Below are 15,417 nucleotides of genomic sequence, written 5' to 3'. Positions count from 1 at the left end.
GCGGAGGATCCCCTCGCGCTGGGCGGCGATCGGCTCGCGGCCCGTGCGGAGGTATTCGAGGACGGCTTCGGAGTCGCGGTCGCTCGTCGCCGGGACGCGTTCGGCGGGGCGGAGTGCGCCGGGCGGGTAGGCGCCGTCGGACGTGCGGACGAGGTGGCCGTTGACGAGCCAGCCGGGTGCCGGGGCCGGGGCGGTGAGCGGGCGGGCGTCGCGGCCGGCGAAGAGGGGCAGCGGGTCCACCGGGACGCCGGCGGCCGCCAGTTCGGCAAGGGCGTGCAGGAGGCGGGTGAGGCCGTTCTCGCCAGGGGCGTCGCAACTCACGGCGGTGTGCGGGCGGTCGCCGAGGATCTCGCCGACCCGGCCGGTGAGGACGCCTCCGGGGCCCGCCTCGACGAAGGTGCGGGCGCCCGCGGCGTACATGGCCTCGATCCGCTCCGCGAAGCGGACGGGCGCGGCGATCTGTCCGGCGGCGGCGATCTGTCCGGCGAGGGTGGCGGCGAGTTCGGCGGGTTCGGTGTCGTAGGGGGCGGCGGTCGTGTCGGCCCAGACGGGGAAGGCGGGCGAGCGGAGGTCGCGGCCGAGGAGGTCGGCGCGCAGGTCGGCGGACGCCTCGGCGCGGGCGGCGCTGAGCTCGACCATGTCGGTGTCGTCGAAGACGCCGGCCGCGCAGAGCGCCACGAGTTCGCCGAGGTCGTGGCCGGCGGCGAGGTCGGGGTGGACGCCGACGGCGGTGAGCAGGCGGTGGACGGCGAGTCCGGCGATGCCGAGGGCGGGCCGGGCGGCCCGGGTGATCTCGGCCTGGTCGCGGCCGGTCTCGTCCGGGGTGAACGCGGCGGGCGGGAACATCGCCGGGGCGTACCGTCCGCCGGCCAGGCGGAGGAGGCGCTGCAGGCGGGGGAAGGCGACGAAGAGGTCCGCGAGCATGTTGGGCCGCCGGCCGCCCTGGCCGGGGAACAGGAACGCGACCTGGCCCGGATCGCCGGCGCGGACGAACACGCCCGGCGCCGGGCGGAACTCCCCCGCGAGCGCGAGCTTGCGCCGCAGGTCGTCCAGGTCCGTGGCCACGAAGGCCGCCTGGAGCGGCCCTTGGAGGGACGCGGCCGTCCGCGCGAGGTCGCGGAGGCGGGGCCCCTCCGCGGACAGTTCCAGGAGCCGGTCGATCCCGGCGCGAGCGGCGGGACGGTCGGCGGCGCGGATCAGGAACAGCTCCGCCGGCCACTCGGCGAGCCCGGAGACGGGTTCGGGCGCGCCGTCGTATCCGGACAGGACGGCGTGGAAGTTCGCGCCGCCGTAGCCGGAGCCGCTCACCCCCGCGTACCGGTCGCCGGGACGGGCCGCCCACGGCCGCGCGGCGCCGCCGAACGCGAACGGGCCGTCCGGTGTCCACGCGGAGTTGGGACGGACGAGGTGCGGCGTCCCCGGGAGCACGCCCGTGTGCAGGGCGTACGCGGTCTTGATGAGGCCGGCGAGCCCCGCGGCGCATCTGGTGTGCCCGATCTGCGCCTTGACCGAGCCGAGGGTGACGGCGCCCGCGGCGGAGTCGGTGAACACCGACGTCAGGGCGGTGAGTTCCGTCCGGTCAGCGGCCTCGTCGCCGGTCCCGTGCGTCTCGATGAGGCCGACCCGGGCGGGTGGGACGCCCGCGCGTTCGTAGGCGCGGTCCAGGGCGCGCCGCTGGCCGGCGGCGCCGGGGGTGGTGAGGTCGGGGGCGCGGCCGTCGCCGGCTCCGGCGACGGACTTGACGACCGCGTAGATCCGGTCGCCGTCGCGTTCGGCGTCCCCGAGGCGCTTGAGGACGACGCACGCGACGCCCTCGCCGGGCACGATGCCGTCCGCGGACGCGTCGAGGGCGGCGGAGCGGCCCGTCGGGGACAGCGCCGAGGCCAGCAGCAGGTAGTCCTGGACGCCGTTGCTCAGGTCGGCGCCGCCGCACAGGGCCATGTCGCTGGCGCCCGCGGCGAGGTCCTTGCAGGCGGCGTCGAGCGCGGCCAGGGACGCGGCGCCCGACGCGTCGACGGTGTAGCCGGTGCCGCCGAGGTCGAGGGCGCCGGCGATCCGGCCGGCGATCACGCTGGTGAGGACGCCGGGCAGCGAGCCCCCGTCCGGACGCGGGAGCCGCTCGTCCAGCGCGGCCGGGACCTCGCCGAGGTAGGACGGGAGCGTCGCGCGGACGCCGTACGCGGTACCGAGGTCTCCGCCGCCGGCGGCGCCGAAGAACACGGACGTTGCTGCGCGGTCGAACGGACGGTCGGCGTACCCGGCGTCGTGGAGCGCGCGGGACGCGACCTCCAGGGAGAGGAGCTGGATCGGGTCGACGCCGCCGAGCGCGTCCGGCGGGATGCCGTACGCGTGGGGATCGAACGGGACGTCGGGGATGAAACCGCCCCATTTGGACGGCGTCTTCCCTTCGGCTGACGGGTCGTAGTGGATCTCCGGGTCCCAGCGCTCGACCTCGGTGACGGAGTCCACGCCCGCGACGATGTTCGCCCAGTACCCGTCGGCGTCGCGGGCGCCGGGGAAGACGCAGCCGATCCCGATGATCGCGATGTCGGCCGGGCGCGCCGCGTCCGCCGGGTCCGGGTGCGGGCGCGTGCCGGCGAGGCCCAGTTCGGCGGAGCGGGCGGCGAGGAACGTCGTGGCGCCGTTCGTGACCTGCTCGTGCAGGTCGGCGATGGTGGACGTGGCCGAGCGCAGCGCCGCGACCTGGCCCATCGTGTACATGCCGCCGGTCCGCTGCTCGGCGGCGTCGACGGGATGGCCGCGGCGCAGGCCCTTCGCGGCGATGCGCAGGCGGCCGAGGTTCAGCTTCTCGAGGCGGCGCCGCACCTCGTCGCGGGACATCCCGACCTGTTCCAGCTCCCGGCGGGTCTCCGCGAAGGCCTCCACGTACGGGGTGCGGGCGCAGCGGGTCACGAGGCCGGGCGACGACTCCAGCAGGGCAGTCCCCTCGCTGCCGAGCGCGGTGTCCTGGTAGCCCGGCAGGATCGCGCCCGTCGCGACCGCCTCCGGGGTGAACAGGTACGCGGTGCCCATCAGCACGCGGACATCGGCGCCCCTCTCCGCCAGCGGCCCCGCCAGCGCGGCCACCATGGCGGCGGAACGTTCGTCGTGGATCCCGCCCGCGAACATCACCGACAGCTCGCCCGCGTCGCCGCCGAGCTCCATCAGCCGCTCGACCTGCGCCTCCCAGAGCGGGAAGGCCGCGCGCGGCCCGATGTGACCGCCGCACTCCCGGCCCTCGAAGACGAACTTCCGCGCGCCCTCGTCCAGGAACCGGTCCAGCAGATCGGGCGACGGGACGTGCAGGTACGTGCCGACCCCGGCGGCCTCCAGCGGCTCCGCCTCCGCCGGGCACCCGCCGGCGATGAGCGCGTGCGGGGGCCCGGCCGCGCGGACGGCGGCGAGTTGCGCCTCGCGGACGCCGGGCGGCACGACCCCGGCGACGCCGACGCCCCACGGGCGTCCGCCGAGCCGGTCGGCGGTCTCGCGCAGCAGCGCCTGCACCCGGTCGCCGTCCATCATGGCGAGCGCCAGGAACGGCAGGGCGCCCTCCTGGGCGACCGCGCCGGCGAACGCCGAGCAGTCGCTGACGTGCGGCATCGGCCCCTGCACGACCGGGTACGCGGGGCTGGACGCGTCGTCGCGCGGGGCCAGCGGCTCAGCCCGGACGGCGGCCCGCAGGTGCGCGCCGATCTGCTCGCGGACCGCCTGGACCACTCCCCCGGCGGTCTTGTGGCGGTCGGCGAGCGTGGCGGCGAGCGGCCCGTCCTGCCCCACCGCGGCGGCGACCTCGGCGGGCAGGTCCATCTCCCGGACGAGCGCGAGCTGCACGTCCAGGACGACCCCGTCCGCGCCTCCCGCGACAGCCGCCGCGGCCGTGTGCGGCCCGATGCCGCCCGCCGCGTACACCGGGACGTCCACGGACGGGTCGCCCAGCAACCGTTGGAGCAGGACGAAAGCGGTCAGGTCGCCCACACGGCCGCCCGCCTCGGCGCCCCGCGCGATGAGCCCCACGTCGCCGGTGAACCCGCGGGCGACGGGGATGACGGCGGCCGCCTCGTCCGGCCCCACGACCTCGATCAGGAGACGGCGCCCGCGCGCGAAACCGGCAACGTCGAGCGAGTCGTCGGACCGCAGCGCGGGCGCGTCCACCAGGACGGTGTCGGCGGCGGCGGGGATCTCGGCCGGCCTGATGCGGCACCCGGCCGGGACGCGGACGCCGAACGGGCCCGTCCACCAGCGGCGTACGTCGGCGAGGGCGGCGAGGCCGGACGCCCGGTCGGCGCCGAGGTCGAGCACGCCGGTCCCGCCCGCGCGCGCGACCGCCACGGCCAGATGGGACGCGGGCCGGCCGAACGGGGTGACCCCGATGATCTCGGCCCGGAGGCGGTCCCCCGGCCCCTGCCCGTACTCGCCCGTGTCCGCCGCCATGCGCTGCCCTCCGACGTCCCGCCCGGCCCGGTCCGGACCGGCGCGGCTCGCAACAACGGTGCGCAACACTACGGTCGGCGACCCTCCCGTTACCGGGACGACACACCCGGGTGCGCGCCGATGACGGCGCCGCAAAGGACATTGGAACGTCCCTTGACGTGCCGAAGACCTGCGACGGGTGCTCGCGGGCGCCCGCGCGGGTTCAGACGGTGGCGGGGGCGCGCTGCGGGCGGATGCCGTGCCTGACGATGCCCTCGTCGAGCCAGCGGTCCAGATGCCGCCACGTCGTCGTCTTGGCCGATCGTCCGGTCAGCACGCCCAGATGGCCGCCGGAGGCGATCTCGAACCGCACCTGCGGCGACCCGGCCAGCAGCCGGATGAGGGGCAGGACTGCCCGGACCGGCGCGAGGACGTCGCCGCGCCCCGCGATGGCCAGGACCGGCACGGCGACCCGGCGGAGCTCCACCCGGCGGTCGCCGATCTCGATGCCGCCGCGCATCAGCGGGCTGTCCCGTAAAAGGGTCCGGTAAGTCCGCCGCGCGGCGCGGCCCGGGTAGGCGATCATCGTATCCGTGAAATGATCGACGGCCTCGGCCTGCGCCAGGTAATCGAGATTGTCAAGGTTGGTCAGTATCCTGTAAGGACGCAGCGCGAATTTGTCTATTCCGGCGACCCGGTAGGCCCGTTTCACCAGTGGCCGGGGCAGGCCGCCGAACATCAGCCCGAGCACGTCAGCCTCGGCCCCGCGGGTGAGGCCGAGCAGCGGCCGCAGCGGCGCCGCCAGCCGTACCGCGCCCGCGTCGACCGGCGCGGCGATCACGGCGACGGACGCGATCGGCAGGCCCGGGTCGTCGGCGGCCGCGAGCAGGGAGAAGATCCCGCCCAGGCACCAGCCGACGAGCTGGACGGGCTGTCCGCCCGCGTCCCGGCTGACCGCCCGGATCGCGCCGGGCAGCACGTCCCCGATCCACTCCGCCAGCCCCAGGTCACGGTCGCCGTGCCGGACCGGCGCGTAGTCGAGGAGGTAGCTGCGCCGTCCCGCGCGGACGACGTGCTCGGCGAGGCTGCACCCGCGGCGCAGGTCGTAGCAGCGCGCAGGCGCCGCCGGCGGCGGGACGAACAGAACCGGCGGGCCCGCCGGCACCACCCCCTCGGGCGGCCGGTAGCGGAACACCGACCGCCGCGGCGCGTCGTCGATCATTTCCGCCGGCATCGGACGCAGATCGGCCACCTGCCCGGTCAGCACCAGCTGGAGGAGATTGGACGTGGCGGCTCGCAGGCCTCGCGGGGAGAGGATCATTCCGTCATTATCCATCCGCATTCGGCGAACACCCCCGGGTGCGCATTGACCAAAGGCGGCCGTTCCGCACAGCACGGCCTACCTAGGCATTAATACACTGGTCAGAGCGCACCCGATAACGTCCGCCTGTGAATCCTTCGTTAATTCGGATTGACACCGGACGGTTTCGGGGCACGCCGCCGCGGCCGGGGACCGTGCCGAGACGGCCCCGCGGGCCGCGGAGTCACCGCCTGCCGCGTCTAAACGGGGCGTCCCACCCGAACGGCCGCGATCCGGCCACCGCGGCCGACAGCACCACCACCACGGACGTCCCGCCGATCAGGTTGATGCCGGACGTCGCGAGCGCCGCGTCGAACGGGCCCTTCAGCGTCAGCGGCAGGATCGTCAGCAGCGCGACCGCGATACCGCCGATCCACGCGAACGCCCGGACCGGGCGCGCCGCCGTCGCCAGCAGCAGATGCATCAGCGCGGTCGCCTGGATCGTCGCCGCCATCGCGCACAGCGCGTAGCTGGTCGCGGCGGGTTCCGCGGCGGTGTGCTCGCCCGCGAACACCGGGACCTGCACGCCGAACATGGCGCGCAGCCCGATGACCGCCGCGAACGACAGGACCGCCCCGGCGAACGCGGCGGCTCCCCCCGTCCACCACAGCGGGCGCAGCGGCGGCCCGGAGCGGCCGGAAATCTCCTCGTGCAGCGCGACGAAGTCCTCGTACCGTCTCGCCGGCGCCTCCACCGGGCGCCGCCGCGCCGTGGAGGGACACCGGAACGACCGTTCCCAGGGCCGTGGCGCAGGGCGGCCGGCGGGCCTGCCCGGCAGGCCGCCGGAGTACCGCCCGAATGACGAATCGGGCATGTTCCCTCCCCCGGTGCGAACGTAAGGAGTGCTACCCGGCACCGAACGTGGGGACTCCCCCCAAGCACACCATTTTGCCGATGTTTGGCCGCGTTGCCCGGCATGACGGGCCCCGCCGGGACGCGAAGATCCCCGGAGAGACGGGCTCCCCGGGGATCTCGGCCGCTCCGGTCAGACCTGGCCGGCCTTCTCCAGCGCCGCGCAGCAGGTGCCCGTGATCAGGCGGGCGACCACGTACGGGTCGACGTTGGCGTTCGGCCGGCGGTCCTCGATGTAGCCCTGCTTGTCGACCTCGACCTGCCACGGGATCCGCACCGACGCGCCACGGTCCGACACGCCGTAGCTGAACTCGCTCCACGGCGCCGTCTCGTGCATGCCGGTCAGCCGCCGCTCTATGTCGGCGCCGTACCCGGCCACGTGCTCCTGCGCCTTCTCGGCGAGCGCCTCGCACGCCGTGATGATCGCGTCGTACCCCTCGCGCATGGCCTTGGTCGAGAAGTTCGTGTGCGCCCCCGCGCCGTTCCAGTCGCCCTCGACCGGCTTCGGGTCGAGGGTCGCGGAGACGTCGTGGTCCTCGGCGATGCGGTAGAGCAGCCACCGCGCGACCCACATGTGGTCGCCGACCTCGAGCGTTCCCGCCGGCCCGATCTGGAACTCCCACTGCCCCGGCATGACCTCGGCGTTGATGCCCGAGAGCTTCAGCCCGGCGGCGAGGCAGGCGTCCATGTGGGCCTCGACGATGTCGCGGCCGAACACCTCGTCGGCGCCGACACCACAGTAGTAGAAGCCCTGCGGGGCCGGGTAGCCGCGCTCGGGGAAGCCCAGCGGCCGCCCGTCCTTGAAGAACGTGTACTCCTGCTCGATGCCGTACCAGGAGTCCTGCGCCGCGTACTGCTCGGCGATCGGACGCAGCTTGGCGCGCGTGTTGGTCTCGTGCGGCGTCCCGTCCACGAGGAAGACCTCGCACAGCACCAGCTTGTTCTCCCCGCCCCGGATGGGGTCGGGGCAGGAGAAGACCGGCTTGAGGACGCAGTCGGAGTTGTCACCTGGCGCCTGGTTCGTGCTGGACCCGTCGAAGCCCCAGTCCGGCAGGTCGGCGCCGTCGGCCAGAATCCTCGTCTTCGACCGCAGCCGCGCGGTCGGCTCGGTTCCGTCGATCCAGATGTACTCGGCCTTGTAGCTCACGTGGGTCCCTTCGAGGAGGTTCGGCACGTCACACGCTGCCAATCGGGCATTTCTGACCTGTTGCCCGTTTGTGAACGTCATGTAAACGGCCTAATGGAAGGGGTTAATGCCCGAATCGACTAGATTCCGGGCATCCACCTCACTCCGTACCGGACGCGGCCTGGTCGCCGAGGACCTGCGCGCGGACGCCCGCGAAGAACGCGACGAGGACGTCCACGCACTCCTCGATGTCGGGGTAGCGGCCGTCCAGGTGGCCGATCGCCATCGCCTCGGTCAGGGACGTGACACCGTCGGCGACCATCTCCAGCCGCAGCGCGCGCTCCGGCGTGTCCGCCGGGATGCCCGCGGCGACGAGATCCTCGACCAGACCGGCGCGGGTGTCCGCGGCGCGGCGGCGGGCGGCCTCGCCCAGCGGGGTGGCGCGGTCGAAACGGGCCCGGACGTTGAGCCGGAAGAACTCGGGGTGGGCGCACATCTTCTCGAGCGGGACGCGGAACGCCTCCCGGAGCCGTTCGGCGCTGCGAGGCGCGTCGCTGGAGCGCTGCCTGGCCTCCCGGATCACCGGGCCGGCCTGCCGGGCGGCCTCCTCACCGAGCGCTTCGAGCAGGTCCTGCATGTTGCGGAAGTGCACGTAGAACGTGGACTGGGCGATGCCGGCACTCCGGCAGACGTTCCCCGTCGACAGGCCCGCCTCACCCTCGGTGTCGAGGATGCGCAGGGCGGACCCGAGCAGGCGGCGCCGGGTCAGATCCTTGGCCTCGCGCCGGCTCAGCGTCACATCAGGCATCGATCCCCCTGAACTTTCAGCCCAACGATAGCCATACCGGCCATCGAATCAACCATGCCACCTGTACATCGCGCATAAATCAGTCGCTGTCAACCCATTGAAATCGTATTCGGTGATAGTACTATCGGCGAAAAGTCTGTGACCTCGGTCACGGAGAGGGGTTGTCGTGGGACTTGTGACGACACAGCGGCACCGGCGGCGGCGGGCCACCGCGGCCGCACTGGCTCTCACCACGTGCGCCGCGCTGGCGGCGGCGTGCTCGGGCACCGGAACGTCCGGCACCGGCTCCGGTCCGGAGGGAACGCCCGTACGAGGCGGAAACCTGATCTACGGCCTCGGCGCGGACGCCGACGGCTTCAACCCGATCACCGACTCGTTCGCCCCGCAGACCTACGCGATGGCCGGCACCATCATCGAGACGCTCACCACCGTCGACGCCACCGGGCAGTGGCGCCCGCTGCTGGCCGCGTCCGTCGAGCCGAGCAAGGACTCCGCCCGGTGGACGATCAAGCTCCGCGAGGGCGTCACGTTCTCCAACGAACAGCCCGTCAACGCCGAGATCGTCAAGGCCAACCTGGACGCGCAGAAGGCCTCGCCGCTGACGGCGGCGGTCCTCGCCCCGGTCCGCGACATCAAGGTCGTCGACGCCAGGACCGTCCAGATCGATCTCATCAGCCCCTGGGTGAGCTTTCCCTACACGCTGGCCACCCAGGTCGGCATGATCGTCCCCCAGCTTTCCCTCACCGACTCCGACAAGGCGAGCCGGCAGCCCGTCGGCACCGGGCCGTTCATGTTCCAGAGCTACACCCCCGACAACCGCTTCATCGTGAAGAAGAACCCGGAGTACTGGCGCGAAGGACTGCCCTACCTCGACCGCGTCGAGTTCCGGATCCTGCCGGACTTCCAGACCCGGGCGCAGACCCTGGAGTCGGGCGGGCTCACCGCCATGGCCACCCAGCGCGACAACGACATCGTCAAGTTCGGGAAGCTCGCCGAGCAGGGCACGTACAAGCTGTACAGGGCCGCCGGCATGTCGGTCCCCGAACTGGCCTTCATGCTCAACACCGCCGCCGGCCCGACGAAGGACCTGCGGGTCCGGCAGGCGATGGCCCACGCCACCGACCGCGAAGCGATCATCAAGACGCTGCGCTCCGACCTGACCGAGCCCGCCGACGGCCCCTGGTCACCGGACTCGAAGTGGTACGTCCCGGGCGGCTACCCCCCGCTCGACCTGAACAAGGCGAAGGCGCTGATCGCCGAGTACGAGCGGGAGGAGGGGCCGGTCCAGATCGAACTGCTGAGCGTCCCCGACCAGTCGGCGATGCAGAACGCCGAACTCGTCCAGGACATGTGGAAGAAGGCCGGCATCGACGTCACCGTCCGCCAGGCCGACCAGGCCGATCTCATCCAGCGCGCCCTCATGGGGAACTACAGCGCGATGGTCTGGGAGCAGTTCAACCGGCCCGACCCCGACGAGGCCTACACCTGGCTGCACTCCAGGTTCGTCCAGCCGGTCGGCTCCATCTCCATCAACATGAGCCGGATCAAGGACGAGCAGCTGAGCGCCGCCCTGGACGCCGGCCGCGCGAGCTCCGACGAGGCCGCGCGCAAGAAGGCGTACGCGACCGTGCAGAAGCGCCTCCGTGCGGAACTGCCGTTCATCTGGATCGACCACCTCTCCACCAGCGCGGTGGTCACCAAGTCCAACGTGAACGGCCTGGCCCAGTACAAGCTGCCGGACGGATCGACCGCCAAGCCGCTCATCGGCTCGCCGACGCACCCGTTCGGCCAGATCTGGATCGGCAGGTGAGCGCCGATGGCCGCCATCCTGCTGCGGCGGGGCGCGCAGCTGCTGTTCGTCCTGCTCGTCGTGACCCTGCTCGCCTTCTGGATGATCACACTGCTCCCGGGCGACCCCGCCACCCAGATCCTGGGCTACTCCGGGGACCAGGCCGCCCTGGCGGCGGTACGGCAGGACCTCGGCCTGGACGAGCCGTTCTGGCGCCGCTACCTCGCCTGGCTGGGCGGAGTGGTCACCGGTGACCTCGGTACCTCCTACATCACCAGCACCCCCGTGACCGAGTCCCTGGCGCAGCGGCTGCCGGTCACGCTGGAACTGCTGCTCCTGTCCCAGGTCATCTCCCTGGGCCTCGCGGTGCCCGCGGGGGTGGCTGCGGCACGCCGGGCCGGCGGCCTCCTCGACCGGACGCTCACCACCGCGAGCTTCGGGCTGCTGTCCACCCCCGTGTTCGTGTCCGGCGTCGTCCTGATCATGGTCTTCGCGGTGCGGTGGCCGCTGCTCCCGGCCACCGGGTACACCCCGTTCGGCGTGGACCCCGCCGGGAACCTGCGGTCGATGCTGCTCCCGGCGGTGACGCTCGCCGCCGCGCAACTCGCCGTCTACGCCCGGCTCCTGCGCTCCGACCTGATCGCGACCCTCCGCGAGGACTACATCACGCTGGCCCGCGCCCGGGGCCTGTCGCCCCGCCGCGTCCTGTGGCGGCACGCCCTGCGCCCGTCGGCGATCTCACTGGTCACCGTGGTCGGGCTCAACCTCGGAGCACTGATCGGAGGCGCGGTCATCATCGAGACCCTGTTCGGCCTGCCCGGCGTCGGCCGGCTCATCGTCGACTCGATCTTGTCCCGCGACTACCTGGTCGTCCAGGGCGGGGTGCTCGTCGTCGCGGTCGGCTACGTCCTGGTCAACTTCGGCATCGACCTGCTCTACGGAGTTCTCGACCCGAGGATCCGCCATGCTTCCTGAAACCGTCCCGGACGAGGCGGCCGGGCCCGGCCGCCAGGCGAAGCGGCGCAGGCGGCTCGGCTGGGGCTTCCGGCTCGCCGCCCTGTGGATCGTCCTCGTGGTCGCCGCGGCCCTCCTCGCCGACGTGCTGCCCCTCCCGGACCACGACGCCACGCTCAGCGGCGACCCGGGCGCGGCTCCCGGCCCGGACCATCCGCTCGGCACCGACGGGCTCGGCCGCGACATGCTCAGCCGCGTCGTCCACGGCGCCCGCGTGTCGCTCGGCGTCGGCGTCGGCGCCGTCGTCCTCGGCCTGCTCATCGGCGGCCCGCTCGGCCTCCTCGCCGGCTACCGCCGCGGCCTGGTCGACCGGATCATCATGACGGGCAACGACATCCTGCTCGCCTTCCCCGCGCTGGTCCTCGCACTGGCGGTGGTGGCCTTCGCCGGCCCCAGCGTCCGCAACGTCCTGATCGTGCTCGGGCTGCTCGGGGTACCCGCCTGGGTCCGGCTGATCCGCGGTGTGACGCTCTCCTTCGCCCGGCGCGAGTTCGTCACCGCCGCGCGTGCGCTCGGCGCCCGCGGCGCCACCGTGATGTGGCGGGAGATCGCCCCGAACGTCGTCCTGCCCGCCCTCTCCTACGCCTTCACCGTGATGGCCGTCATCGTGATCGCCGAGGGCAGCCTCGCGTTCCTCGGCCTGTCGGTGCGTCCCCCGACGCCCACCTGGGGCGGCATGATCAACGATGGCCGCAGCACGCTGGACACGGCCACGCACATCGTCCTGGTGCCGTCCGCCGTGATGTTCCTGACCGTGCTGGCGTTCAACCTCGTCGGCGACCGGCTGCAGGAACTCACCGGCTACCGGGAGAGCGGCCTGGAACCCCCGCGCGGCAAGCGCCGGGCGGCCCCGCCGACCACCGCGACGACCACCGCGCCCACCACCCGGCAGGACGGCCCGCCGGCACTGCTCGAAGTGGCCGGCCTGCACACCGCGTTCCCCACCCCGCGCGGGACGCTCCGAGCCGTCGACGGGGTGTCGTTCACCCTCGAACGCGGGCGCACACTCGCCATCGTCGGCGAGTCCGGCAGCGGCAAGTCGGTGCTCATCCGCTCCATCCTCGGGCTCCTCCCGGACGCCGCCGACCGCTCCGGCCGGGTGTACCTCGGCGACCGGGACCTCACCGACGCCGGACCCGACGGAATGCGCGACGTCCTCGGCACCCGCATGGCCACCGTCTTCCAGGACCCCATGACCGCCCTCAACCCCGTCCGCACCATCGGCACCCAGGTGACCGAGCCGCTCCGCGTCCACCTGGGAATGAGCCGCAAGCAGGCACTCGACACCGCCGAGGAGCTGCTCGCCTCCGTCGGCATCCCGGAGCCGCGCCGCGTGCTGCGCGGCTACCCGCACCAGCTCTCCGGCGGCATGCGCCAGCGGATCACGATCGCGATGGCCCTGTCGTGCGACCCCGAGGTGCTCTTCGCCGACGAACCCACCACCGCGCTCGACGTCACCGTCCAGAAGCAGATCATGCGGCTGCTGCACCGGCAGCGCGACGAGCGGGACATGGCGATGGTCCTGGTCAGCCACGACCTCACCGTGGTCGCCGAACACGCCGACGAGGTGATCGTCATGTACGCGGGAAAGGTCGTCGAACACGGCCCGGCCGAGGCCGTGTTCACCGCCCCCCGCATGCGCTACACCGAGGCGCTCCTGCGCGCCGCCCCCGACCTCACGGCCCCGAGCCACACCAGGCTCACGGTCATCGACGGCCGCCCACCCGACCTCGCCGACCCGCCGGCCGGCTGCCGGTTCCACCCCCGCTGCCCGTTCGCCCGAGACCGCTGCCGGACCGACGAACCCCCGTTGCTCACCGGCGACGACGACCGTTCCCACGCCTGCTGGTATCCGGCGGACGGAACCGACACGCGGCCCGCAGCCGCGGAAAGGAGCGTCCGCCATGGCGGGTAGCGGAACCGCGCACCTGCGGAACGCGGACGAGGTCCTGCGCGTCCAGGACCTCACGGTCACGTACCCGTCCGGGCGCCGCACCGTGCACGCCGTGTCCGGCGTGAGCTTCGACGTGGCCAAGGGCGAGACCCTCGGGATCGTCGGCGAATCGGGCTGCGGCAAGTCCTCCGCCGCACGGGCGATCATGCAGCTGCCACGCCCGGCCTCCGGATCGGTGCGGCTGACCGGCCTGGAGCTCACCGGCCTGCGCGGCGAGGCGTTGCGCCGGACCCGGCAACGACTCCAGATGATCTTCCAGGACCCGATCTCCTCGCTGAACCCCCGGCGCCGCGTCCGCGACATCGTCGCCGAAGGCCCCCGCGTCTGGGGCACCCTGAACGGCGACGCGTCCCGGATCGACGAGGCGCTGGAGGCGGTGGGCCTCGACCCTGCCACCTCCGCCGGGCGGCGCCCGCACGAGTTCTCCGGCGGCCAGTGCCAGCGCATCAGCATCGCCCGCGCCCTGGCCCTCGAACCCGAAGTGATCATCTGCGACGAGCCCGTGTCCGCCCTCGACGTCTCGGTGCAGGCGCAGATCCTCAACCTGCTCGAAGACCTCAAGGCCCGCTACGGGCTCACCCTCGTGTTCATCGCGCACGACCTCGCGGTGATCAAGAACGTCAGCGACCGCGTCCTGGTCATGTACCTCGGCAAGACCTGCGAGCTGGCGGCGGGCGCGGACCTCGTCGAACGTCCCGCCCACCCCTACACCCGCGCACTCCTGGCGTCCGTCCCGCGCGGCCCGCTCCGCCTCGCCCCGGACGAGGAGACCGCCAGCGGGGAGCCTCCCTCGCCGGCGGCGCCCCCCAGCGGCTGCCGTTTCCGCACCCGCTGCCCCAAGGCCGACGCCCGCTGCGCGTCCGAGGAACCCCTGATGCGCCCGATCGGCCCCGGCCACTGGGTCGCCTGCCACCATCCCGCCGAATGACCCGCCTGCGGACCTGTAGCGGGTTGCGCCCGCCCTACATACCGCAAGCCCGCCGGATGGGTACTGCTCCCGATGCCGGTCGCCGCGTCCACCGCCGACAATGTAGGTGGGCCCGTCCCACGCACACGGAGGTACCGCCGACTTGCAGATCAAGCACTCGACCGTACCCGGCAACGGCACCCTGCACCACATCGTCACCCGAGGCGGCGGGCGCTTCGGAATCCTCGTGGACGCCGCGCAGCGCCGCCATTTCTTCGTCTACGACTCCGCCGACGCCGACGAGCCCTCGGAACGCTTCGTCCTGGACCCCGACGAGGCCGACCAGCTGGCCGACCTCCTGCACCACCGGTCCGTCGAAGACCGCCTGACCGCCCTCGAACGCCGCCTCACAGACCTCACCAGCACCACGAAGTGACCGAACGGCGCCACCACAGGCGACGCCCCGCCCGCCGGCACATCCGCGCCCCAAAACGCCGCGCCGCCATGCCCCCACCATGCGGATGACGGCGATGGGGGGACCGTAACGCTCACGCACGTCGGCTAATGGCACGAAGACCCTGCTCCCATGATCAGGAACAGGGTCTTCCGGCCGGTGGGCGCGGACGGTTTCGAACCGCCGACTCCTCGCTTGTAAGGAGCCGTGATCATCCGAACGGCGTCGCTCACCTGGGCCTCCGCCGCCCTCCCGCACGGCTACGCGGTCCCGTCCTCAGACCTAATGGCACGCGAATGACACGGACGCGCCGCATGATCACCGTCCTGACATGGTGCGCCTCAAGCTCCACAGGCTCCCCAGTGGCACGCTTATGGCACGCGGGCGCCCTCCCGCGTGGCACGCACACCGCTCCCCTGCCTGAGCTTCCCCTAACCCCTCGGTGACCGTCACGGACACGCCCCATGCTTCCCAGAGTCGGAGTGCCCCCGCCGGAGGCTTCTTTTGGTGATCCGCCTGCGAGAGGCTACGTGGCATGCAGCGCTGCGGGGGCGACGGGAGTGACGGAAATGGACAGAGCTGATTACGTGCTCACGCGTGGGTGCCGACCGGTTGCTGTGCTACGGGAGATCGGACGGGATCAGCCCATGGTGCGGTGTGAGTTCCATGCCTTTCCCACGTTCGAAGCTGTCCGGCTAGTGCTCCAGGCTCACCGGGATGAGGACACGTGGAGAGCACTCCTT

General features: G+C 72.9%; 10 protein-coding genes. 5 read left to right on the top strand and 5 right to left on the bottom strand.

Annotated elements, in window-relative coordinates:
- From E1285_RS18370 to E1285_RS18350, 5 genes are all read right to left on the bottom strand, one after another.
- Positions 1 to 4,431, bottom strand: a 4,431-nt coding sequence (locus E1285_RS18370) for a beta-ketoacyl synthase N-terminal-like domain-containing protein (RefSeq protein WP_207946648.1), incomplete at its 3' end; no start/stop codon positions are given.
- 202 nt (positions 4,432 to 4,633) lie between these two features.
- Positions 4,634 to 5,731 carry an alpha/beta hydrolase gene (locus E1285_RS18365; RefSeq protein ID WP_132153628.1) on the bottom strand — a complete coding sequence of 366 codons (1,098 nt, stop codon included), beginning with the start codon at positions 5,729 to 5,731 and terminating at the stop codon, positions 4,634 to 4,636.
- 223 nt (positions 5,732 to 5,954) lie between these two features.
- Entirely contained in the window at positions 5,955 to 6,584 is a 630-nt protein-coding gene (locus tag E1285_RS18360) for a hypothetical protein (RefSeq protein ID WP_132153626.1), read from the bottom strand.
- Positions 6,585 to 6,755: 171 nt separating this feature from the next.
- Entirely contained in the window at positions 6,756 to 7,769 is a 1,014-nt protein-coding gene (glnII, locus tag E1285_RS18355) for a glutamine synthetase (RefSeq protein WP_132153624.1), read from the bottom strand.
- Positions 7,770 to 7,908: 139 nt separating this feature from the next.
- Positions 7,909 to 8,556: a TetR/AcrR family transcriptional regulator gene (locus E1285_RS18350; RefSeq protein ID WP_132153622.1), complete on the bottom strand. Its 648-nt coding sequence runs from the start codon at positions 8,554 to 8,556 to the stop codon at positions 7,909 to 7,911.
- Between the two features lie 166 nt (positions 8,557 to 8,722).
- Here E1285_RS18350 and E1285_RS18345 point away from each other — a divergent pair, with 166 nt between their 5' ends.
- The 5 genes from E1285_RS18345 (at position 8,723) to E1285_RS18325 (ending at position 14,656) form a co-directional block, all read left to right on the top strand.
- Complete coding sequence (locus E1285_RS18345; protein ID WP_132153620.1) at positions 8,723 to 10,366, top strand: ABC transporter substrate-binding protein; 1,644 nt, start codon at positions 8,723 to 8,725, stop codon at positions 10,364 to 10,366.
- Between the two features lie 6 nt (positions 10,367 to 10,372).
- A complete protein-coding gene (locus tag E1285_RS18340) occupies positions 10,373 to 11,320 on the top strand; it encodes an ABC transporter permease (protein ID WP_132153618.1) in 948 nt (315 codons plus the stop codon).
- Complete coding sequence (locus tag E1285_RS47395; protein WP_132153616.1) at positions 11,310 to 13,274, top strand: dipeptide/oligopeptide/nickel ABC transporter permease/ATP-binding protein; 1,965 nt, start codon at positions 11,310 to 11,312, stop codon at positions 13,272 to 13,274. Before E1285_RS18340 ends, E1285_RS47395 begins: the two co-directional genes overlap by 11 nt.
- Entirely contained in the window at positions 13,264 to 14,241 is a 978-nt protein-coding gene (locus E1285_RS18330) for an ABC transporter ATP-binding protein (protein WP_132153614.1), read from the top strand. Before E1285_RS47395 ends, E1285_RS18330 begins: the two co-directional genes overlap by 11 nt.
- 142 nt (positions 14,242 to 14,383) lie before the next feature.
- Positions 14,384 to 14,656, top strand: coding sequence for a hypothetical protein (locus E1285_RS18325; RefSeq protein WP_132153612.1), 273 nt, complete (start codon positions 14,384 to 14,386; stop codon positions 14,654 to 14,656).
- The last annotated feature ends 761 nt before the right edge of the window (positions 14,657 to 15,417 follow it).

Origin of the sequence: Actinomadura sp. 7K507 (genome assembly GCF_004348425.1) — a bacterium.
Lineage (GTDB): Bacteria > Actinomycetota > Actinomycetes > Streptosporangiales > Streptosporangiaceae > Spirillospora.
Note: the sequence above shows the minus strand (reverse complement) of the source record. Positions and strands in the feature narration are given on the sequence as shown.